The 19,018-nt window shown below is 63.8% G+C and carries 16 protein-coding genes, 1 tRNA gene and 1 pseudogene; 8 read left to right on the top strand and 10 right to left on the bottom strand.

From position 1 onward, the window contains the following. Window positions 1–122: 122 nt before the first annotated feature. From cmk to uvrB, 5 genes and pseudogenes are all read right to left on the bottom strand, one after another. Window positions 123–809 carry a (d)CMP kinase gene (cmk, locus tag ACUCV0_RS07625; protein WP_007160398.1) on the bottom strand — a complete coding sequence of 229 codons (687 nt, stop codon included), beginning with the start codon at window positions 807–809 and terminating at the stop codon, window positions 123–125. 20 nt (window positions 810–829) lie between these two features. After that, a pseudogene (locus tag ACUCV0_RS07620) lies at window positions 830–1,744 on the bottom strand (prephenate dehydrogenase/arogenate dehydrogenase family protein); the annotation flags it as partial. 1 nt (window position 1,745) lies between these two features. After that, complete coding sequence (hisC, locus tag ACUCV0_RS07615; protein WP_434774586.1) at window positions 1,746–2,858, bottom strand: histidinol-phosphate transaminase; 1,113 nt, start codon at window positions 2,856–2,858, stop codon at window positions 1,746–1,748. 567 nt (window positions 2,859–3,425) lie between these two features. Then, the gene (gene gltX / locus ACUCV0_RS07610; protein WP_271655481.1) at window positions 3,426–4,907 is read right to left on the bottom strand and encodes a glutamate--tRNA ligase; all 1,482 of its coding nucleotides are present in this window, start codon (window positions 4,905–4,907) and stop codon (window positions 3,426–3,428) included. A gap of 81 nt (window positions 4,908–4,988) precedes the next feature. Further along, entirely contained in the window at window positions 4,989–6,998 is a 2,010-nt protein-coding gene (uvrB, locus tag ACUCV0_RS07605) for an excinuclease ABC subunit UvrB (protein ID WP_482212428.1), read from the bottom strand. A gap of 247 nt (window positions 6,999–7,245) precedes the next feature. Between uvrB and ACUCV0_RS07600 the strand changes: the two genes are divergently transcribed. Both ACUCV0_RS07600 and ACUCV0_RS07595 read left to right on the top strand, forming a co-directional pair. Then, window positions 7,246–8,448: an amino acid aminotransferase gene (locus tag ACUCV0_RS07600; protein ID WP_323147819.1), complete on the top strand. Its 1,203-nt coding sequence runs from the start codon at window positions 7,246–7,248 to the stop codon at window positions 8,446–8,448. An 82-nt stretch (window positions 8,449–8,530) separates the two neighbouring features. Next, window positions 8,531–8,606, top strand: a tRNA-Asn gene (locus ACUCV0_RS07595). A 197-nt stretch (window positions 8,607–8,803) separates the two neighbouring features. On the opposite strand, the gene ACUCV0_RS07590 is transcribed toward ACUCV0_RS07595, so the two are convergent. Beyond that, entirely contained in the window at window positions 8,804–9,166 is a 363-nt protein-coding gene (locus tag ACUCV0_RS07590; RefSeq protein ID WP_059315573.1) for a response regulator, read from the bottom strand. A gap of 264 nt (window positions 9,167–9,430) precedes the next feature. Between ACUCV0_RS07590 and ACUCV0_RS07585 the strand changes: the two genes are divergently transcribed. The 3 genes from ACUCV0_RS07585 to ACUCV0_RS07575 all read left to right on the top strand — a co-directional run bounded on the left by ACUCV0_RS07585 (window position 9,431) and on the right by ACUCV0_RS07575 (window position 11,478). Then, complete coding sequence (locus tag ACUCV0_RS07585; RefSeq protein WP_482212427.1) at window positions 9,431–10,444, top strand: sensor histidine kinase; 1,014 nt, start codon at window positions 9,431–9,433, stop codon at window positions 10,442–10,444. Window positions 10,445–10,522: 78 nt separating this feature from the next. After that, window positions 10,523–10,861 (top strand): zinc ribbon domain-containing protein YjdM, encoded by a 339-nt coding sequence (locus tag ACUCV0_RS07580; protein WP_313648959.1) that lies wholly within the window; start codon window positions 10,523–10,525, stop codon window positions 10,859–10,861. Window positions 10,862–10,935: 74 nt separating this feature from the next. After that, window positions 10,936–11,478: an invasion associated locus B family protein gene (locus tag ACUCV0_RS07575; RefSeq protein ID WP_059315576.1), complete on the top strand. Its 543-nt coding sequence runs from the start codon at window positions 10,936–10,938 to the stop codon at window positions 11,476–11,478. Window positions 11,479–11,481: 3 nt separating this feature from the next. Here the strand turns inward: ACUCV0_RS07575 and ACUCV0_RS07570 are convergent, their stop codons facing one another. From ACUCV0_RS07570 to aptA, 4 genes are all read right to left on the bottom strand, one after another. Next, window positions 11,482–12,219 carry a hypothetical protein gene (locus ACUCV0_RS07570; RefSeq protein WP_482212426.1) on the bottom strand — a complete coding sequence of 246 codons (738 nt, stop codon included), beginning with the start codon at window positions 12,217–12,219 and terminating at the stop codon, window positions 11,482–11,484. A 157-nt stretch (window positions 12,220–12,376) separates the two neighbouring features. Continuing rightward, the gene (locus ACUCV0_RS07565; protein ID WP_482212425.1) at window positions 12,377–13,135 is read right to left on the bottom strand and encodes an SDR family NAD(P)-dependent oxidoreductase; all 759 of its coding nucleotides are present in this window, start codon (window positions 13,133–13,135) and stop codon (window positions 12,377–12,379) included. Between the two features lie 230 nt (window positions 13,136–13,365). Next, complete coding sequence (locus ACUCV0_RS07560; RefSeq protein ID WP_482212424.1) at window positions 13,366–14,859, bottom strand: CoA-acylating methylmalonate-semialdehyde dehydrogenase; 1,494 nt, start codon at window positions 14,857–14,859, stop codon at window positions 13,366–13,368. A gap of 58 nt (window positions 14,860–14,917) precedes the next feature. Continuing rightward, a complete protein-coding gene (aptA, locus tag ACUCV0_RS07555) occupies window positions 14,918–16,264 on the bottom strand; it encodes an omega-aminotransferase AptA (protein ID WP_482212423.1) in 1,347 nt (448 codons plus the stop codon). A 349-nt stretch (window positions 16,265–16,613) separates the two neighbouring features. Here aptA and ACUCV0_RS07550 point away from each other — a divergent pair, with 349 nt between their 5' ends. The 3 genes from ACUCV0_RS07550 (at window position 16,614) to ACUCV0_RS07540 (ending at window position 19,018) form a co-directional block, all read left to right on the top strand. Continuing rightward, the gene (locus tag ACUCV0_RS07550) at window positions 16,614–17,459 is read left to right on the top strand and encodes a transporter substrate-binding domain-containing protein (protein ID WP_017642045.1); all 846 of its coding nucleotides are present in this window, start codon (window positions 16,614–16,616) and stop codon (window positions 17,457–17,459) included. A 73-nt stretch (window positions 17,460–17,532) separates the two neighbouring features. Beyond that, window positions 17,533–18,336 carry an amino acid ABC transporter ATP-binding protein gene (locus ACUCV0_RS07545; protein WP_482212587.1) on the top strand — a complete coding sequence of 268 codons (804 nt, stop codon included), beginning with the start codon at window positions 17,533–17,535 and terminating at the stop codon, window positions 18,334–18,336. Between the two features lie 10 nt (window positions 18,337–18,346). Then, window positions 18,347–19,018, top strand: coding sequence for an amino acid ABC transporter permease (locus ACUCV0_RS07540; RefSeq protein WP_017642043.1), 672 nt, complete (start codon window positions 18,347–18,349; stop codon window positions 19,016–19,018).

Below are 19,018 nucleotides of genomic sequence, written 5' to 3'. Positions count from 1 at the left end.
GATACCCGATGTATCCGGCTACCGCATGACCAGCCCATGCGGGGTGAGTGGTAACCATCCGGCTACCGGGATGTGACTGGTTCCCGGCAGCTTTCACCGACGACTCGAATGAGCCTCGGCCTTCATCCTGCCAGGTCGCGCTCGGCGGCCAGGGTCAGGATGCGTTCCAATACCTGTTGTATGGAGAGATGCGTGGAATCCAGCTCGACGGCGTCGTCGGCAGGCTTGAGCGGAGCAACGCTACGCTGACTATCGCGGGCGTCCCGCTCACGGATCTCTTCCAGGAGGGCAGGCAAACTAACATTTTCGCCCTTTTGCTTCAACTGAAGATAACGCCTCTGTGCCCGTTCCTCGGCACCGGCGGTCAGAAAGATCTTCAGCTCGGCATCCGGGAAAACCACGGTGCCCATGTCACGACCATCGGCCACCAGGCCGGGCGCTTCGCGGAAGGCCTGCTGGCGCTGCAGCAGGGCATCACGAACGGCAGGCAGCGTGGCGACCTGGGAGGCGCCGGCGCCGACTTCCTCGGTGCGGATGACGTCAGTGACGTCCTCGCCTTCGAGGATGATGCGCTGGCCGTGCTCGTGCCCCGCGAGGAACTGGACGTCCAGATGGGCCGCCAGCAGCTTGAGCGACTCCTCATTGGTGTAGTCGACGCCATGGTTACGCGCGGCGAAGGCCAGCAGCCGATAGAGCGCGCCGGAATCCAGCAGGTTCCAGCCGAGCTGGCGGGCGACCAGCGCCGCGAGGGTGCCCTTCCCCGAACCGCCGGGGCCGTCGAGGGTGATGACGGGTGCGGTACTGCTCATGAGTGCCCCTCCGTAAGGGAATGATGGCTGGCGGCCTGAGCGCCGGCCTGGGTACGACTGGCGAGGATGCGCCCGAAATATTCGCGCGCGCCCCGCGCATGGGTCAGCACCTCCATGAGGAACTGACCATCGCCGGCCTGAATGGCACCGCGCAGTTCGTCGAGATCGGTGCGGTAGGTGTCCAGCGCTTGCAGCACGGCTTCACGATTGGCGATGAAGATGTCGTGCCACATGGTCGGATCGCTGCCGGCGATACGGGTGAAGTCGCGGAAACCGCCCGCGGCATAGTGGAAGATCTCGCGGTTCTCGCTGCGCTTGGCCAGGGAGTCCACCAGATTGAAGGCCAACAGGTGCGGCAGATGACTAGTGGCGGCGAGAACCTGATCGTGATGTTCGACGGTCATGTGCTCGACGTCGGCGCCGATGGCGCGCCAGAGGCGATCGATCTTGTCCAGGTCGGCCGGCAGGGTTTCTTCCAGTGGCGTGAGGATGACCTTGTGACGATTGAACAGGGCCGCATTGGCCGCGGTGACGCCACTGCGCTCGGAACCGGCGATGGGATGCCCCGGGACGAAACGCAGCGACTGGCCGGCAAAGGCACGGCGGGCGGCGCGCACCACGTTGCCCTTGGCACTGCCGACATCGGTGAGAATGGCGCCCTGCAGCGGTAGTGCCGCCAGGTCGGCCAGCACGCACTCCATGGCCAGGATGGGCACGGCGAGCTGAATGACATCGGCGCCGGGACAGGCCTCGGCGAGTTCGGCGACGCAACGGTCGACCACGCCCAGCTCCACCGCCTGGCGCCGGGTATCCGGATCCCGGTCGATCCCGACCACTTCACGGCAAAGACCACTGGCGCGAGCACCCTTGGCGAAGGAGCCGCCGATCAGCCCCAGGCCGACAACGACAAGACGTTCGATCACGGGGGCGGCCATGTCAGCCACGCCCCAGCACCTTGCCCAGTGCTACCAGGAAGCGGGCGTTTTCCGCCTCGGTACCGATGGAGACGCGCAGGAAGGTCGGCATGCCGTAACCGGCAACGGGGCGGACGATGACGCCTTCCTGCAGCAGGCCCTGGTTGATCGGCCCGGCATCACGACCCAGGTCGACGGCGATGAAATTGCCGCGTGAAGGAATCCATGCCAGGCCGAGGTCGCGAAAACCCGCTTCCAGCTGGGCCATGCCGGCGTCGTTCAGGGCGCGGCTGCGGGCCAGGTAGTCGCTGTCGGCCAAGGCCGCACAGGCCGCGGCCTGGGCCAGGCTGTTCACGTTGAACGGCTGGCGTACCCGGTTGAGGACATCGGCCACGGTCGGCGAGGAGAAGGCATAGCCCACGCGCAAGGCGGCCAGGCCATAGGCCTTGGAGAAGGTCCGCGACACCACGAGGTTGGGATACTGCGCGAGGAAGGCCAGGCCGTCCGGCAGCTCGTTGCCTTCGGCGTATTCGATGTAGGCCTCGTCCAGCACTACCAGGACGTGTTCGGGCACGCGGGCGAGGAAGCGGGCCAGGGCTTCGCTGTCGAACCAGGTGCCGGTGGGGTTGTTCGGGTTGGCGACAAAGACCACCCGGGTGTCGGCATCGATGGCGGCCAGCATGGCGTCGAGGTCATGACCGTAGTCCTTGGCCGGGACGCTGCGACCTTCCGCACCGATGGCCAGGGTCACCAGCGGATAGACGGCGAAGGCATGCTCGCTGAACACGGCGTTGTAGCCGGGTGCCAGGTAGGCTCGGGCGACCAGTTCGAGAATGTCGTTGGAGCCGTTGCCCAGGGTGATGCCATTGGCGGCCACGCCGAAGCGCTCGCTCAGGGCCTGCTTGAGGTCGAAGCCGCCGCCATCGGGATAGCGGGTCAGGTCGGCCAGCTCGGCGCGGATGGCTTCGAGGGCCTTGGCACTCGGGCCGAGGGGATTCTCGTTGCTGGCGAGCTTGACGATGCTGGCGGGCGCCATACCCAGCTCGCGGGCCAGTTCATCGACAGGCTTGCCGGGCACGTAGGGCGAAAGTTTCTGTACGCCGGGAAGGGCTTGTGCCAGGAAATCGCAGCTCATGGAGACCTCTTCAACTTGCGATGACGACGGCCGGGCCGCCGAAAATGGGCGCCATCTTAAAGCCAAGGCGGGTCGCGGACCAATCGAAGTTGCGATCGCGCGACGGAAAGCCCGTAGTCGATCCCACTGTAACGACCTGGGCGAGGATCGATCGCCGGGCCAGATAAGGATCGCGGCGGCCAGGAGGGAAATGAGAGTGGCGCCGGACTCGACAACGAACCGGGCCAGGTGAACGCTCAGGCAAGCGATACCCTTCCGCACCTTGCCCACCCACCAACCGTAGCGCTGCTGCAAAGAGTGCACAACGATGTTGATACCACCAAGACTGGCATGATGACGAAGGCGAATCAGCACCGGCATGCCTTGGGGACCGCGGCCTCGCGCGGCCGGGATTGGTCCGGCGAGCAGGCATACGGGCGTCGCGGGAATGAAGGTCCAGCCTAGGCGTAGTACCGCCAGCCAATCTGGCTTCCAGGCCAGTGTGGTGCGGAGGAGTCTTGGAGGTCATGTGGCCATCCTGGCGCGAGAAAGAAGCCGACCCCAACGACGGGGTCGGCCGGGAGGCTGTCAGCCGAGTTCGGCCAGCAGCTTCTCCCACTCCTTGGTTTCTTTCTTGGAGGGTGCGCCCAGCAGCTCGACCGCCTGCCGCAGGCGGAAGCGCGTGAGGTCCGGACCCAAGATTTCCATGGCGTCCAGCACCGAGACCGAGCTGGCCTGGCCGGTAATGGCGGCGAACAGCAGCGGCATCACGTCACGCAGCTTGAGCTGCTGGTGCTCGGCGACGGCCTGGATCACTGCGGTGATGCGCTCCTTGTCCCACTGGCGCAAGGCTTCGAGCTTCCACAGCAGCAGTTGCATGACCAGGCGGACCTGGTCGGCGGACAGCTTCTTGTGCTGGAACAGCGCCGGATCCAGATTGAGCGCACCGCTGAAGAAGAAGCCGGCCAGCGGGGCGATCTGGCTGAAGGTTTCGACGCGCTGCTGCACCAGGGGTGCGATCTTGAGCAGGTAGTCGGGATTGAGCGCCCACTGCTGCACCTCGGCGGCGAAGCGCTCGGGGCTCAGTTCGCGCAGCCACTGGCCGTTGAGCCAGGAGAGCTTCTCGACGTCGAAGATCGGACCACCCAGGGACACACGCTGGAGGTCGAAATGCTCGACCATCTCATCCAGGGTGAATTTCTCGCGCTCGTCGGGCATCGACCAGCCCATGCGTCCAAGGTAGTTGAGCATGGCTTCGGGCAGGTAGCCCATGCGCTGATAGAAGGTCACCGAGGTGGGATTCTTGCGCTTGGAGAGCTTGCTCTTGTCGGGGTTGCGCAGCAGCGGCATGTAGCAGAGTTGGGGCTGCTCCCAGCCGAAGTATTCGTAGAGCTTGATCAGCTTGGGTGCCGAGGGCAGCCACTCTTCGCCGCGCAGGACGTGGGTGATGCCCATCAGGTGGTCGTCGACCACGTTGGCGAGGAAATAGGTGGGCAGGCCGTCGGCCTTCATCAGCACCTGCATGTCCATGCGATCCCAGGGGATCTCGACATCACCGCGCAGCAGGTCGGGGACGACGCACACGCCCTCCTCCGGCACCTTCATGCGGATCACATAGGGCTGACCCGCATCCAGGCGCTGTTGCACCTCGTCCTGGCTCAGGCGCAGGCCGCGACCGTCGTAGCGCGGGGTTTCACCACGCGCCTGCTGTTCGGCACGCATCTGGTCGAGTTCTTCCGGAGTAGCGAAGCAGTAGAAGGCGTGGCCCTTCTCTACCAGCTCCCGGGCGTACTTCCAGTAGATCTCGCCGCGCTCGCTCTGCCGATAGGGGCCATGGGGACCGCCAACATCCGGGCCCTCGTCCCACTCGATGCCCAGCCAGCGCAGGGCATCATAGATCTGCTGTTCGGACTCGCGGGTCGAGCGAACCTGGTCGGTATCCTCGATACGCAGGATGAACTGACCGCCGTGCTGACGGGCGAAGCAGAGATTGAACAGGGCGATATAGGCGGTACCGACATGCGGGTCGCCGGTGGGCGACGGCGCGATGCGCGTGCGAACGGTGGTCATCGGCTTTCTCGAAAAACGCGAAGGGACAAAGGCGGAATGGTAGCAGCGCCGGGGTCAGCGCTGCCAGTTGAGCCCATCACCTTAAACCTGGACCAGGCGCTCGCGGAGCGTCTGTATCTCGTCGCGCAGTTGGGCTGCGGACTCGAACTGCAGGTCGCGCGCCAGCTGCAGCATCTTCTCTTCGAGCTGACGGATGCGCTTGCCGATCTCGCTGGGCGAGCGCAGTTCGGCGGCATATTCGCCCTTGTCCTCGGCAGCCTTGGCCACGCGACGCTTGCCCTTACCGCCCGGCGCGGCGGCGCCTTCCATGATGTCGCGGATGTCCTTCTTGATGCCCTGGGGCACGATGCCGTGCTCTTCGTTGAACGCCAGCTGCCGATTGCGGCGGCGCTCGGTCTCGTCGATGGCGCGCTGCATGGAGCCAGTCATGTTGTCGGCATAGAGGATGGCCTTGCCGTTGAGGTTACGCGCCGCCCGGCCGATGGTCTGGATCAGTGAGCGCTCGGAACGCAAGAAGCCCTCCTTGTCGGCGTCCAGCACCGCCACCAGGGAGACCTCGGGCATGTCCAGGCCTTCGCGCAAGAGGTTGATGCCCACCAGCACGTCGAAGGTGCCCAGGCGCAGGTCGCGGATGATCTCCACCCGCTCCACGGTGTCGATGTCCGAGTGCAGATAGCGCACCCGCACATCGTGATCGGCCAGGTAGTCGGTGAGGTCCTCGGCCATGCGCTTGGTCAGGGTGGTACAGAGCACCCGCTCCTCCTGGGCTACGCGCAGGCGGATCTCGGAGAGCAGATCGTCCACCTGGGTGGTGGCCGGACGGATCTCGATGATGGGGTCGACCAGGCCGGTGGGCCGCACCACCTGCTCGATCACGCGGCCGGCATGTTCTTCCTCGTAAGGACCTGGGGTGGCCGAGACGAAGATGGTCTGGGGCGCGCCGGCCTCCCACTCCTCGAACTTGAGCGGTCGGTTGTCCAGCGCCGAGGGCAGGCGAAAGCCGTATTCCACCAGGGTTTCCTTGCGCGAGCGGTCACCCTTGAACATGGCGCCGATCTGCGGAACGGTGACGTGGGATTCGTCGATCACTAGCAGGGCATTGCTCGGTAGGTAGTCGTAGAGGGTGGGCGGCGGCTCGCCCGGACCACGCCCCGACAGGTAGCGGCTGTAGTTCTCGATGCCGTTGCAGTACCCCAGTTCGAGGATCATCTCCAGGTCGAAGCGGGTACGCTGCTCCAGACGCTGCGCTTCGAGCAGGCGATTCTGGCTGCGCAGCCATTCGAGACGATCAGCCAACTCCAGTTTTATGTTCTCGATGGCGCCCAGCAGGGTCTCGCGCGGCGTGGCGTAGTGGGTCTTGGGATAGAAGGTGAAGCGCGGCAACTTGCGGATCACCTCGCCGGTCAACGGATCGAAGGCCGACAGACTCTCCACCTCGTCGTCGAACAGCTCGATGCGCACCGCTTCCAGGTCGGATTCCGCCGGGAAGATGTCGATGACGTCGCCGCGCACGCGAAAGGTGGCGCGGGCGAATTCCATGTCGTTACGGCTGTACTGCAACTCGGCCAGCCGGCGCAGGATGGTGCGCTGGTCGATGCGATCGCCGCGATCCAGGTGCAGGACCATCTTCAGGTAGGCCTCGGGACTGCCCAGGCCATAGATGGAGGACACCGAGGCGACGATGATGGCGTCCTTGCGCTCGAGCAGCGCCTTGGTAGCAGAGAGGCGCATCTGCTCGATGTGGTCGTTGATGGACGAGTCCTTCTCGATGAAGGTGTCCGACGACGGCACATAGGCTTCCGGCTGGTAGTAGTCGTAGTAGGAGACGAAGTATTCCACCGAGTTGTTCGGGAAGAAGGCCTTGAATTCGCCATAGAGCTGGGCGGCCAGGGTCTTGTTCGGCGCCAGCACCATAGTCGGGCGCTGCACCTGGGCGATGACGTTGGCAATGCTGAAGGTCTTGCCCGAGCCGGTCACGCCGAGCAGGGTCTGGTGCGACAGGCCCGCCTCCAGGCCTTCCACCATCTGGCGAATGGCTTCGGGCTGGTCGCCGGCCGGGGTGTAGCGGGTGGAAAGCTGGAATGCGGACATGGCTGCCTCAGTAGCGCGGAAATGCACGGACACCACCACGCTGACGCAAGGTCAGGGCGGTGTGGACGAGGAAAAGGCTGGAAGCCCCTAGATGAGGTCGCATGCGCCCCTTTGCAATCCGCCTGCGGCGCCGCACGTCAGGAAATCTCCTACCGAGGTCGGGTCGCGATGGTGCCTGCAGGGGGCTATACTCCTGGTTCCTAAGCGTTCCGCCCTTCCCTTCACCCCTCATTCGAGCCCCTGCCCCATGAGTTTGTTCTCCGCCGTCGAAATGGCACCCCGCGACCCCATCCTTGGCCTGAACGAGGCCTATAACGCCGACGCCCGTCCGCACAAGGTCAATCTGGGCGTGGGGGTCTACTACGACGAGCAGGGCCGCATTCCGTTGCTGCGCGCCGTAGCCGAGGCCGAGAAGCAGCGCGTGGCCGCCCAGGCGCCGCGTGGCTACCTGCCCATCGAGGGCATCGCCGCCTACGACCAGGCCGTGCAGCACCTGCTGTTCGGTGCCGAATCGAGTCTGGTGCGCGAAGGTCGCGCCATCACCGTGCAGGCCGTCGGCGGTACCGGCGCCCTGAAGATCGGTGCCGACTTCCTCAAGCGCCTGCTACCGGACGCCGTGGTCGCCATCAGCGATCCGAGCTGGGAAAACCACCGCGCCCTGTTTGAGAGCGCCGGCTTTCCCGTGCAGAACTATCGCTATTATGACGCCGCCAGCAATGGCCTGAATCGCGAAGGCTTCCTGGCCGATCTCAAGGCATTGCCAGAGCGCTCGGTGGTGGTGTTGCACGCCTGCTGCCACAACCCCACTGGCGTGGATCTGCAGCCGGCCGACTGGCAGGCGGTGCTGGACGTGGTCAAGGCGCGCAACCTGGTGCCCTTCCTCGACATCGCCTACCAGGGCTTTGGCGACGGCATCGAGGAAGACGCCCAGGCCGTACGCCTGTTCGCCGATTCCGGCCTGACCTTCCTGGTGTCCAGCTCCTTCTCCAAATCCTTCTCGCTGTACGGCGAGCGGGTTGGCGCCCTGACGCTGGTCAGCGAGAGCCGCGAGGAAAGCGCCCGGGTGCTGTCGCAGGTCAAGCGGGTGATCCGCACCAATTACTCCAACCCACCGACCCATGGCGCCACCATCGTCGCCACCGTGCTGAGCAATCCCGAGCTGCGCGCCCTGTGGGAAGCCGAACTGGGGGAAATGCGCCAGCGCATCCGCACCATGCGTAACGCCCTGGTGGAAGGCCTGGCCGCTGCCGGCGCCACCCGCGACTTCGCCTTCGTCAACGCCCAGCGCGGCATGTTCTCCTACTCCGGCCTGACCGCCGAGCAGGTCGAGCGGCTGAAGAGCGAATTCGGCATCTATGCGGTCAGTACCGGACGCATCTGCGTGGCCGCGTTGAACGAGCGCAATCTGCAGCCCACCATCCAGGCCATCGCCGCGGTATTGAAGGGCTGACGAAGGGCTTTCGGCGGCCCGTTTTTCTGGTGCCGCCGAGGCTTGACTTCCCGTTATCTATCAGTAAGATACGCCCCGTTGTTCCGCGATAGCTCAGTCGGTAGAGCAAATGACTGTTAATCATTGGGTCCCTGGTTCGAGTCCAGGTCGCGGAGCCAAAATTTGAAAAAGCCCGTAGCGGGTAACCGCTACGGGCTTTTTGTTTGGGTGCGATTTTCATCGTGTAGACGCAGTACCACCTCGGCTGCCAGGGAAGATCCGCGACTATCCCTCGCTGTTTCGCAAAGACCTTGGGGCCACAGCGATTCGCCATGTGGCTCAGGATCAACGCGACCGCAGTCGCCCAGACAGCGAGCTACTGCGTAACGGGCTGGGGACAACTACGGTGCAGCATCTCCAGATCCCAGGGCTTGGGCAGAAAGGTGGCACGAGCCGCAGAAGCCGGATTTTCGTCGCAATAGCCCGAAGTGATGACGATGGGCAGGCCCGCCTGGCGGTCACGTGCCTGAAGTGCCAGATCGACACCGCTCAGCAGGCCTGGCATCCGCACATCGGTAAAGAGCAGATCCAGCGTGGGCTGCGCTTCCTGCAGGAAGGCACAGGCCGCGTCGGCACTGCCGAAGGCATCCACCTGATAACCCCAGCCTTCGAAAAGCTCCTGCAATAGCTCTCGCAGAACAGGCTCATCCTCGGCGACTAGCACACGCTGGCGATTCATGAGCGGATCCTGTGATTGAAAGATTTGCAATGGTTTGACCATAGCAATTCGCTAGCGTCCTCAGCTATACGACCAAGGGTACTGTTGTACAAGAAAGGTACCCGCCTGGTCCGCGAGTCGACGAAACGGCTGAAGCGGTCCAAGTCTTGTACAGGATGCCGCCGTCGGACCGGGCAAAGGCGCCTTTGATGCGCCCGCCCCCCCTAAGCGAGACGGCTTTGCGTTAAGCTTGCGCCGCCGTTATCTACACCACAGGTTAGAGCCTTGGATCCGTCGTCTCGTCGTCATTGGATCAGCGATCTCAGCAGTACGATCCGAGCTCGTCCGGCGCAGGCTTACGGCCTCGCTCTACTGGCCTTCGCCCTGGCCTTGGGCGCACGTTTCGCCCTGGCCGATATCCTAATGCAGGGCTTTCCTTACCTGACCTTCTTTCCGGCGGTGATCCTGACCGCCTTCTTCTGCGGCACGCGTGCCGGCGTCCTCTGTGCAATGCTTTCCGGTCTCGCGGCCTGGTACTTCTTCATTCCTCCGGGCTGGACCTTCGATGTCGGTGCCCAGGGCTTTCTGGCCCTGGCCTTCTACGTCGTCATCGTCGGAGTGGACATCGCCCTGATCCACTACATGCACAGGGCAAGCGCCCGACTGCGCGCCGAGCAGCAGGTGATCCACGACCTCTACAACGTCCAGACGACGATGTTCCAGGAATTGCAGCACCGGGTGGCCAACAACATCCAGTTCATCGCCTCGCTGCTCATGCTGCAGCAGCTCAAGCTGCCCGGTGACAGCCAGGCCTCCCTGGCCTTGGAAGAGGCGCGCTCGCGACTGGAAAGCATCTCGCGCATTCATCGGCGCCTGCACGACCCCGCCGATGCCGACCAGCCAGTGGCTCACCACCTGCAGCTGCTCACCAGCGATCTGCTGGCCGCGGCAGGACAGTCCAATGTGTCCTGCGCCATCAACGCCGAGCCGCTGAATTTCGATCTCTCGCGCCTGACCACCCTGTCGATGCTGGTGGCGGAAGTGGTCACCAATTCCCTCAAGCATGCCTTCGAGGACAGCCAGCGCGGCCTGATCAGCATCAGCCTGCAACGTGAAGAAGATCAGCGCCTGCTGCTGCGTATCGCCGACAACGGTCGGGGCATGCCACAGCAGTTCAATCCGCGCACCAGCCAGCGCCTGGGCTTCAAGATCATCAACAGCCTGGCCGAGCAGCTCGGTGGCGAGGCGCGCTATCGAAATGACAATGGCACCGTCGTCGAGGTGCAGCTCGTAGCCTAGAGTCGGAGGCGTACCCAGACACCTGACAGGGCAAAAACCCTATACAATGCGCGGCTTTTCCAGCCAGGTGCCCCCGCCATGACCGCTCTACCGCCCTGCCCCCTCTGCGCATCCGAATACACCTATGCCGACGGTGATCAACTGATCTGCCCGGAATGCGCCCATGAATGGACGCCCGGTGAAGCCGGCGCCGGCGATGAAACCAAGGTGATCCGCGATGCCGTCGGCAACCCTCTGCAGGACGGCGACACCGTCAGCGTGATCAAGGACCTCAAGGTCAAGGGCTCGTCCCTGGTGGTCAAGGTCGGCACCAAGGTCAAGAACATCCGCCTGGTCGATGGCGATCACGACATCGACTGCAAGATCGATGGCATCGGTGCGATGAAGCTCAAATCCGAGTTCGTCAAAAAGGTCTGATCGTCGTACCGGGGTGTTCGCTGGCGGAGCGATGGCCTACCCTTGAGGCTCTTTTTCCCTGCCAAGGACTCTCCATGTCTTATCGCTTCCTCCGCCCGGCCCTGTTCCTTGCGCCTCTGCTGCTCGCCGGCCAGGCCTTCGCCCAGTCGGCGCCCAACAACGCCCAGGAACCGCAGCCGTCGGTCACGGAGAAGTATGGCGACTGGCAGGTGATCTGCCGCATCGCCCGCAACGCGGAGCGCTCCGCGCAGCTCTGCGCCCTGACCCAGCAGAAGGACAGCGCCAAGGGCCAGCGCATGCTGGTCACCGAACTACGCCCCAATCGCGAAGGCGTGGACGGCATCCTGGTGCTGCCGTTCGGCGTGGCCGTGACCAAGCCGATCTCGCTGCAGATCGACAAGCGCAGCCTGGAGAATCGCCCCTTCCATACCTGCATTCCCCAGGGCTGCGTGGTGCCGGTGGAGTTCGTCGGCGATGTCTTCAAGCAGCTGCAGCGCGGCGGTCGCCTGACCGTGACCACGCCGGTCGCCAATGGCGAGACCGCCAGCGAAAGCCTGTCGCTCAAGGGGTTCTCCAAGGCCTACGACCGGGCCAAGGAACTGACGAAGCCGCTGTAACCGCTACTGCACCGGCAGGAAATTGATGAACAGCAGACTCTGGGCGTAGTTGACGCCGATGCGCCGGTAGCGCTCGTCCAGCAACTGGGCGAGCAGGTCCAGCCGGGCGACGATCTTGCCGAACTCGGTGGCGAAGCTGAGGTTGCTGCCCTCCTCCGAGATCTCGTTGGCGAACAGCAGGGGTTCGCCGTCGGCATTCTTGCGCTGGCCCAGCAGCCAGGTGGCCTTCTCGATGTTGCGGGCGGCGTTGTTGACGAAGCGCGCATTCACCACATCGGTGATGTAGAACTCGGTGCGATTGCCATGGGCCGCGATGATCATGCTGCCAATGGCGTAGATGAAGGCGCCGACACGGTCGCCGTGATAGTCGTCGTCCAGCACGTAGCTCAGGGCCGCCACATCGCGTCGCCCGCCCAGGGCCGGCAGGCTGCGGCGCTGCTCGATGGCCGTGCGGATCTCCCGCTCGGCGCTGGCGGCATCGGGCAGGCCGGTCTTCTTCCACTCGGCCGGATTGCGCAGATAGAGCTTGTTCATCAGCAGGTACAGGCTCTGCAGGTTGGCCTGCATGGCAAGGGTAGCCATGCGATCGGAGCTGGTCTGCAGGAATTCGCTGGGGCGGGTCTTGCCGAATTGCTGGGCGATATCATGGGCGGCCTGGCGGCTGCAGCCAGTCAGACTCGCGAGCAGGAGGCCAATCACACACCCGAGACGAGCGACGGCTGTGAAGGTAGAGGCAGGCATGGAAGCTTCGGCAATGGAGGGCAGCCGAAGGGTAAAGCCTTCCTTGGCTGGCCTGCTGTGCGGCAGGCCAAGGAATGGGTTTTTCCAACCTTCAGTCGTTGCTACGGAAAACGAATAGCGGTGTCGCCTCACTGCACGGGTGAAGATGCAGGCATCGTTATCGGATGTAGCTCCCACCATTGATATCAAGAGTGGCGCCGTTTAATGAGCGCTGCGAAGGCCGTAGAACAAAGGCTACCAACTCGGCAAGTTCTTCCAGTGCAACAGCCCGGCCTATCGGGATATCCCGCGTCACAGCTTGCTGACCATGAATAGCCATGAAGCTTTCTGCCATTTCGGTACCCACCCAGCCAGGCGCTATAGCCACAGCAGTGATCCCGTCAGCGCCGAATGAGGTAGCAATAGATTTGGTCAGATTGATGAGTGCCGCTTTCGACGCCCCATACTGCATGGCATCAGCGGAATAGCCCCGCTGCCCGGCCCGGCTTGCCATATTGACGATGCGGCCACCTCCGTTCGACCTGAAATGGATTATGGCCTCCTTGCATAGGTCCGCTGCGGCAAAGAAATTGATCTGAAACTCTTTCCGCCAAGTCCCCTGCCATTCCGCAGGGGCAGCCTCCACCGAAACCTCGTTGCGCACACCTGCATTATTCACCAAGGCATCTATACGACCCGTAATCGCCATAGCTTGGTGCCACAATTCAAGAGGCCCACCCTTGGTTCCTAGGTCGCCACAAACGAGATGCCCAGCGCCACCGATACTGGCGAGCAGATGCTCGGCACGTCCTCTATCTCTACTGTAATGGATGATGACCTCGGCCCCTTGGCCAGCTATCTGCCGAACGATGGCCCCTCCAATATCGCCAGATGCGCCAGTGACCAATACCGTCTGACCAAGCAAGGGTTTGTTCATCTTTTTCTCTGGCAATAAGCGTCTGAACAGAAAGCATGCACTGGGTGGCACGCCGCTCCACCAGCCAAGACAGGGAGTGTCCAGCCTTGACTGGAGCCATAGCCGTCGAGGAAGTCCATGCGCGAGAGAAGCTTCAATTCGCCTCAATTCAACTGCCAGCAGGACGTTGGAGAGTGCTGACGCAGCAAAGCTGGCGCCTGTGACGCCAGCTTTGCCACCACCCGCCTGAGTCAGCCGTTGCTGGGGAAGGCGAACTGCGAGGCCTCATGGGTCTCACGTTGCGGCCAGCGCTGGGTGATGGTCTTGCGACGGGTGTAGAAGCGCACGCCGTCGGGGCCATAGGCGTGAAGGTCGCCAAACAGCGATCTCTTCCAGCCACCGAAGCTGTGGTAGGCCACCGGCACCGGCAGGGGCACGTTGATGCCGACCATGCCTACTTCGATCTGGTCGGCGAACAGCCGGGCCGCTTCGCCATCGCGGGTGAAGATGCAGGTGCCGTTACCGTATTCGTGGGCGTTGATCAGGGCGATGCCCTCTTCCAGGCTCTTGACCCGTACCACGCAGAGTACCGGCCCGAAGATCTCCTCCTTGTAGATGCGCATCTCCGGGGTGACCTGATCGAACAGGCAGCCGCCGAGGAAGAAGCCGTCCTCGTGATCGGCGACCTTGAGGCTGCGGCCGTCCACCACCAGCTTGGCACCCGTGGCCACGCCATCGGCGACGTAGCCGGTGACCTTGTCCAGGTGCGCGCCGGTCACCAGCGGGCCCATGTCCAGGCCACATTGGGTGCCCGGACCGACCTTGAGTTTCTCGATCTCCGGTACCAGGCGGGCGATCAGCGCATCGGCGACCTGATCACCGACGCAGACCGCCACCGAGATGGCCATGCAGCGCTCGCCGCAAGAGCCGTAGGCGGCACCCATCAGGGCATTGACGGTGTTGCCCAGGTCGGCATCGGGCATGACCACCGCGTGGTTCTTGGCGCCGCCCAGGGCCTGGACGCGCTTGCCCTTGGCCGTGCCGCGGGCATAGATGTACTCGGCGATGGGGGTGGAGCCAACGAAGCTCAGTGCCCTGACCTCGGGGGCGTCGATCAAGCCGTCGACGGCTTCCTTGTCGCCATGCACCACGTTGAGCACGCCCTTGGGCAGACCAGCTTCTTCGAACAGCTGGGCGATGGCCAGGGTGGAACTAGGGTCGCGCTCGCTGGGCTTGAGGATGAAGGTATTGCCGCAGGCGATGGCCAGCGGATACATCCACAGGGGCACCATGGCCGGGAAGTTGAAGGGGGTGATGCCGGCCACCACGCCCAGGGGCTGGAAGTCGGACCAGGTGTCGATGCTGGGACCAGCATTGCGGTTGTACTCGCCCTTGAGCAGCTCGGGGGCGGCAGTGGCGTATTCGACGTTCTCGATGCCGCGACGCAATTCACCGGCGGCGTCTTCCAGGGTCTTGCCATGCTCCTCGCTGATCAACTGGACCAGGCGCTCTTCGTTACTCTCCAACAGTTGCTTGAAGCGGAACAGCACCTGGGCGCGCTTGGCCGGCGGGGTGTTGCGCCAGGCCGGAAAGGCAGCCTGAGCGGCATCGATGGCCTGTTGCAGGGTGGCGGCATCGGCCAGGGGCACTTCGCGGATCACCGCGCCGGTGGAAGGGTTATAGACCGGCGCGCGGCGGCTGCCACCGTCGACCAGTTGGCCGCCGATGAGATGCTTGAGACTCATGAAGGGACTCCTTGTACGAGAGGTTGGCGCTCCCCAGGGGAGCGCCAGAAAAGGGAAATCAGTCGAGGCGGTTGAGGACGTCGCCGACGGCGGCGAAGACGCGGTCCAGGTCCTCGGGCTTGGCATTGAAGGTAGGCCCGAATTGCAAGGTGTCGCCCCCGAAGCGGACATAGAAGCCGGCCTTCCACAGGGCGATACCGGCCTCATAGGGGCGGATCACCGCATCGCCATCGCGCGGCGCGAGCTGCAGGGCACCGGCCAGGCCGCAGTTGCGGATATCCACCACGTGCTTGGCACCCTTGAGGCCATGCAGCGAGGCTTCGAACATCGGCGCCAGCTCGGCGGCCTGTTGTACGAGGTTCTCCCGCTCCATGAGCTCCAGCGCCGCCAGGCCTGCCGCGCAAGCCACCGGGTGGGCCGAATAGGTGTAGCCGTGGGGAAACTCCACCATGTGCTCCGGCGTGGCCTGATTCATGAAGGTGTCATAGATGGCGCTGCTGGCGATTACCGCCCCCAGGGGTACGGCGCCATTGGTGACCTGCTTGGCGACGTTCATCAGGTCTGGCGTCACGCCGAAGTATTCGGCGCCGGTGTGACGTCCCATGCGGCCAAAGGCAGTGATGACCTCGTCGAAGATCAGCAGGATGTCGTGCTGGGTACAGATCTCGCGCAGGCGTTGCAGATAGCCCACCGGCGGCACGATCACCCCGGCCGAACCTGACATGGGCTCGACGATGACGGCAGCAATGTTCGAGGCATCGTGCAGTTCGATCAGCTTGAGCAGTTCATTGGCCAACTCGACGCCACCGGTCTCGGCCATGCCCCTGGTGAAGGCCATGCCGGGTTGCAGGGTATGGGGCAGGTGGTCGACGTCCATGAAGGAGCCGTACATCTTCCGGTTGCCGCCGATGCCGCCCAGGCTGGTACCGGCGATGTTGACGCCATGGTAGCCACGGGCACGACCGATCAGCTTGGTCTTGGCCGGCTGACCCTTGATGCGCCAGTAGGCCCGCGCAAGCTTGACCGAGGTATCGGCGCTCTCGGAACCCGAGCCGGTGAAGAAGACGTGGTCCAGACCCGCCGGGGTCAGCTCGGCCATCTTCTCGGCCAGCTGGAAGGACAGCGGATGGCCGTACTGGAAGCCTGGCGAGTAGTCGAGGGTGCCCAGCTGACGCGCCACGGCCTCCTGGATTTCCTTGCGCGAATGCCCGGCGCCGCAGGTCCAGAGACCGGACAGGCTGTCATAGATGCGCCGCCCCTGATCGTCCGTCAGCCAACTGCCCTCGGCGGCCACCACGATGCGTGGATCCTTCTGGAAGGCGCGATTGGCGGTGAAGGGCATCCAGTGGGCGCGCAGATTGAGCTGGGCGGAGACGGGCGGGGAAACGGTCAGCGGCTGGTTCATGACAGGGCCTCGGGCGGGACGATGAGCCTGCAGAATGCGCCGCACCTTGCGTGAGTTAAATGGCTTTTTTCTTGCGCTTGAATTTATAAAAACTCACGCAATTTAGGTATCGGGCGTCTGCAAAATTTTTTTCCTCCGCCTCTCACCATCGTTTTATATCGAGAAAACAACGCCTTACCTCATCTTTGCAGCCGAGGCCCGCTTTGGCAGTCCGCTTCTTCGATGACGAAGGTCGTTGACAGCCCGATTTCGCCACTCCTAATCTGCATGCAGCGCTGAATACAAAAACACACACAAAAAAGCTTTTTTGCCTCCTGCCTATAACAATCGTCCAAATGGAGTAGCAGCTATGGCTCGGCGTCTATCGCGTTCGCAATCCCTTCGTGCAGTCCTGGGTAGTCTGGCAATCGCCGGCGCCCTGCTCTGGCAGCCGGCCGCTCAGGCCGAGCAGGCCGGTGTGTGGCAGCAGGTCCAGAAAGCCGGCGTCTTGAAATGCGGGGCCGCAGTCGCCGCGCCCTATGTGATGCGCGATGCCGCCTCGGCGAAATACAGCGGCTACTTCGTCGATCTGTGCCGCGACTTCGGCGAGCGGGTGCTCAAGGTCAAGGTGGAGTTCGTCGACACCAACTGGGACAACCTGGTCGCCGGCCTGCAGGGCGGCAAGTGGGATCTGGCCATGGCACTCAACCAGACCCCCGAGCGGGCCCTGGCCGTGGCCTTCAGCACGGCCGCCACCGACTATCAGATCTCGCTGTTGCTGAACAAGGACAACCCCAAGCTGGCCCAGGCCGGCGAGACCTTGGCGGACTACGACAAACCCGGCGTGACCTTCGCAGTGATGTCCGGTACGGCCGCGGACAAGGCGATCTCCGCCGTCATCAAGCAAGGGACCGTGATGCGTCTGCCCGGTATGGACGAGACACGTCTGGCGGTGATGTCGCGCCGCGCCGACGTGCTGGTCGACGCCAGCGACACCAATCACCTCTTCGCCATCGCCAACCCCACCTGGGCCAAAGAAGTGATGCCCAAGCCGGCGCTGGCCAAGCAGGGCGTGGCCTTCGGCGTGCGCCGCGACATCTCCTGGGCCGACATGCAGGTGTTGAACATCTATCTCACCCAGCGTCGCGAGACGGGTGAGATCGCCGCCCTCGTGGACAAGGCCTCCGAGCAGGTCAACGCCCAGAAAGCCCCGTAACCCGCCGCTGAGACAAAGGACTCGTCCTGACGAGTCCTTACCGGAGTTCGCCCCTATGAAAGCCGTTTCCATCATGCCGACGCCCCTTGCCACCGCCACGCCGGAGGCCCGCCCGGGTCCCGATGGCTTCGTCCAGTTCCAGCACGTGTGCAAGAGCTATGGCCCGGATCTCAAGGTCATGGACGACTTCTGCCTGGACATGCGTGCCGACGACCGTCTGGTGATCATCGGCCCGAGTGGCAGCGGCAAGAGTTCGCTGCTGCGCGTGATGATGGGGCTGGAAAGCATCCAGGACGGCCGCATCCACTTCCAGGGCCAGCCCTATATAGAAGGTCGCAACGGACGCAGTCAGGTGCTGGATCGAGAACTGCACCGGCAGATCGGCATGGTCTTCCAGCACTACACCCTGTTTCCCCACCTGTCGGTGCTGGGCAATCTGGTCCTGGCGCCCATGAAGGTGCGCGGGCTGTCCCGCGCGGAAGCCACCGAAAAGGCCCGGCTGTACCTCGCCCGCCTGGGCCTGGAAAGCAAGCTGCACGCCTACCCCAGCCAGCTCTCGGGTGGCCAGAAGCAGCGGGTCGCCATCGCCCGCGCGTTGATGCTCGAACCGGCGCTGATGCTCTTCGACGAGGTCACCTCCGCCCTCGACCCGGAAATGGTGATCGAGGTGCAGAACGTGATGCTGCAGCTGGCCGAGCAGCGCATGGCGATGATCATCGTCACCCACGACATGCACTTCGCCAAGCACATCGCGACCCGCGTGGTGTTCTGCGCCAACGGCCGGCCGGTCGAGGAAGGCCCGCCCGAGGAACTGTTCCGCCGTCCACGCGAGCCCCGTACCCGGGAATTCCTGGAAAAGGTCCTGCACCTGGATTGAGGACGGCGCCATGAACTACCAATTCGACTTCCATTTCCTCAACGGCACCCTGGGCCCGCTCTGGCAGGGCCTCAAGGTGACCCTGCAACTCGCCCTGGCCGCCAATCTCATGGGCCTGGTGCTGGGTTTCCTGCTGTGCCTGCTGACCCTGAACCGCTGGCGCCTGGTAAGGCTGCCCGCCCAGCTGTTCATCGAGTTCTTCCGCTGCACCCCGGTCCTGCTGCAGATCGTCTGGTTCTTCTATTGCGTGCCCATGCTGTTCAACGTCTTCGTCGACCCCATCACCATGGGCGTGCTGGCGCTGGGCCTGAACCTCACCGCCTTCAATGCCGAGGCCTACCGCGCCGGCGTACAGGCCGTGCCGCGTGAGCATCTGGATGCCAGCGTCGCTCTCGGCCTGGGACCACTGAACCGTACCCTCTATGTAGTGCTGCCGCAGGCGCTGCGCAGCGCCCTGCCGGTACTGATGACCAATGGCATAGGCATCCTCCAGCAGAGCGCCCTGGTCGCCATCGTGGCCGTGGCCGACCTGATGTACATCGGCAAGTCCATCGCCACCGAAGCCTATCGCCCGCTGGAAACCTACTCGCTGATCGCCCTGATCTACTTCGCCCTGTCCCTGCCGATCGCCCAGCTGGTGCGGTTCGTCGAACGCCGCCAAGACGCGGCCCTGGAGCGCTGA

Source organism: Pseudomonas sp. VMV1, assembly GCF_056790235.1.
This window is presented reverse-complemented; position numbering and strand designations above follow the sequence as displayed.

Coding starts and splice junctions, on each gene's coding strand:
- cmk (WP_007160398.1), bottom strand. CDS start 809: ATGAGCAGTACCGCACCCGTCATCACCCTCGACGGCCCCGGCGGTTCG.
- ACUCV0_RS07540 (WP_017642043.1), top strand. CDS start 18,347: ATGAACTACCAATTCGACTTCCATTTCCTCAACGGCACCCTGGGCCCG.
- ACUCV0_RS07580 (WP_313648959.1), top strand. CDS start 10,523: ATGACCGCTCTACCGCCCTGCCCCCTCTGCGCATCCGAATACACCTAT.
- ACUCV0_RS07565 (WP_482212425.1), bottom strand. CDS start 13,135: ATGAACAAACCCTTGCTTGGTCAGACGGTATTGGTCACTGGCGCATCT.
- ACUCV0_RS07590 (WP_059315573.1), bottom strand. CDS start 9,166: ATGAATCGCCAGCGTGTGCTAGTCGCCGAGGATGAGCCTGTTCTGCGA.
- uvrB (WP_482212428.1), bottom strand. CDS start 6,998: ATGTCCGCATTCCAGCTTTCCACCCGCTACACCCCGGCCGGCGACCAG.
- ACUCV0_RS07600 (WP_323147819.1), top strand. CDS start 7,246: ATGAGTTTGTTCTCCGCCGTCGAAATGGCACCCCGCGACCCCATCCTT.
- ACUCV0_RS07570 (WP_482212426.1), bottom strand. CDS start 12,219: ATGCCTGCCTCTACCTTCACAGCCGTCGCTCGTCTCGGGTGTGTGATT.
- gltX (WP_271655481.1), bottom strand. CDS start 4,907: ATGACCACCGTTCGCACGCGCATCGCGCCGTCGCCCACCGGCGACCCG.
- ACUCV0_RS07575 (WP_059315576.1), top strand. CDS start 10,936: ATGTCTTATCGCTTCCTCCGCCCGGCCCTGTTCCTTGCGCCTCTGCTG.
- ACUCV0_RS07545 (WP_482212587.1), top strand. CDS start 17,533: ATGCCGACGCCCCTTGCCACCGCCACGCCGGAGGCCCGCCCGGGTCCC.
- ACUCV0_RS07560 (WP_482212424.1), bottom strand. CDS start 14,859: ATGAGTCTCAAGCATCTCATCGGCGGCCAACTGGTCGACGGTGGCAGC.
- aptA (WP_482212423.1), bottom strand. CDS start 16,264: ATGAACCAGCCGCTGACCGTTTCCCCGCCCGTCTCCGCCCAGCTCAAT.
- ACUCV0_RS07550 (WP_017642045.1), top strand. CDS start 16,614: ATGGCTCGGCGTCTATCGCGTTCGCAATCCCTTCGTGCAGTCCTGGGT.
- hisC (WP_434774586.1), bottom strand. CDS start 2,858: ATGAGCTGCGATTTCCTGGCACAAGCCCTTCCCGGCGTACAGAAACTT.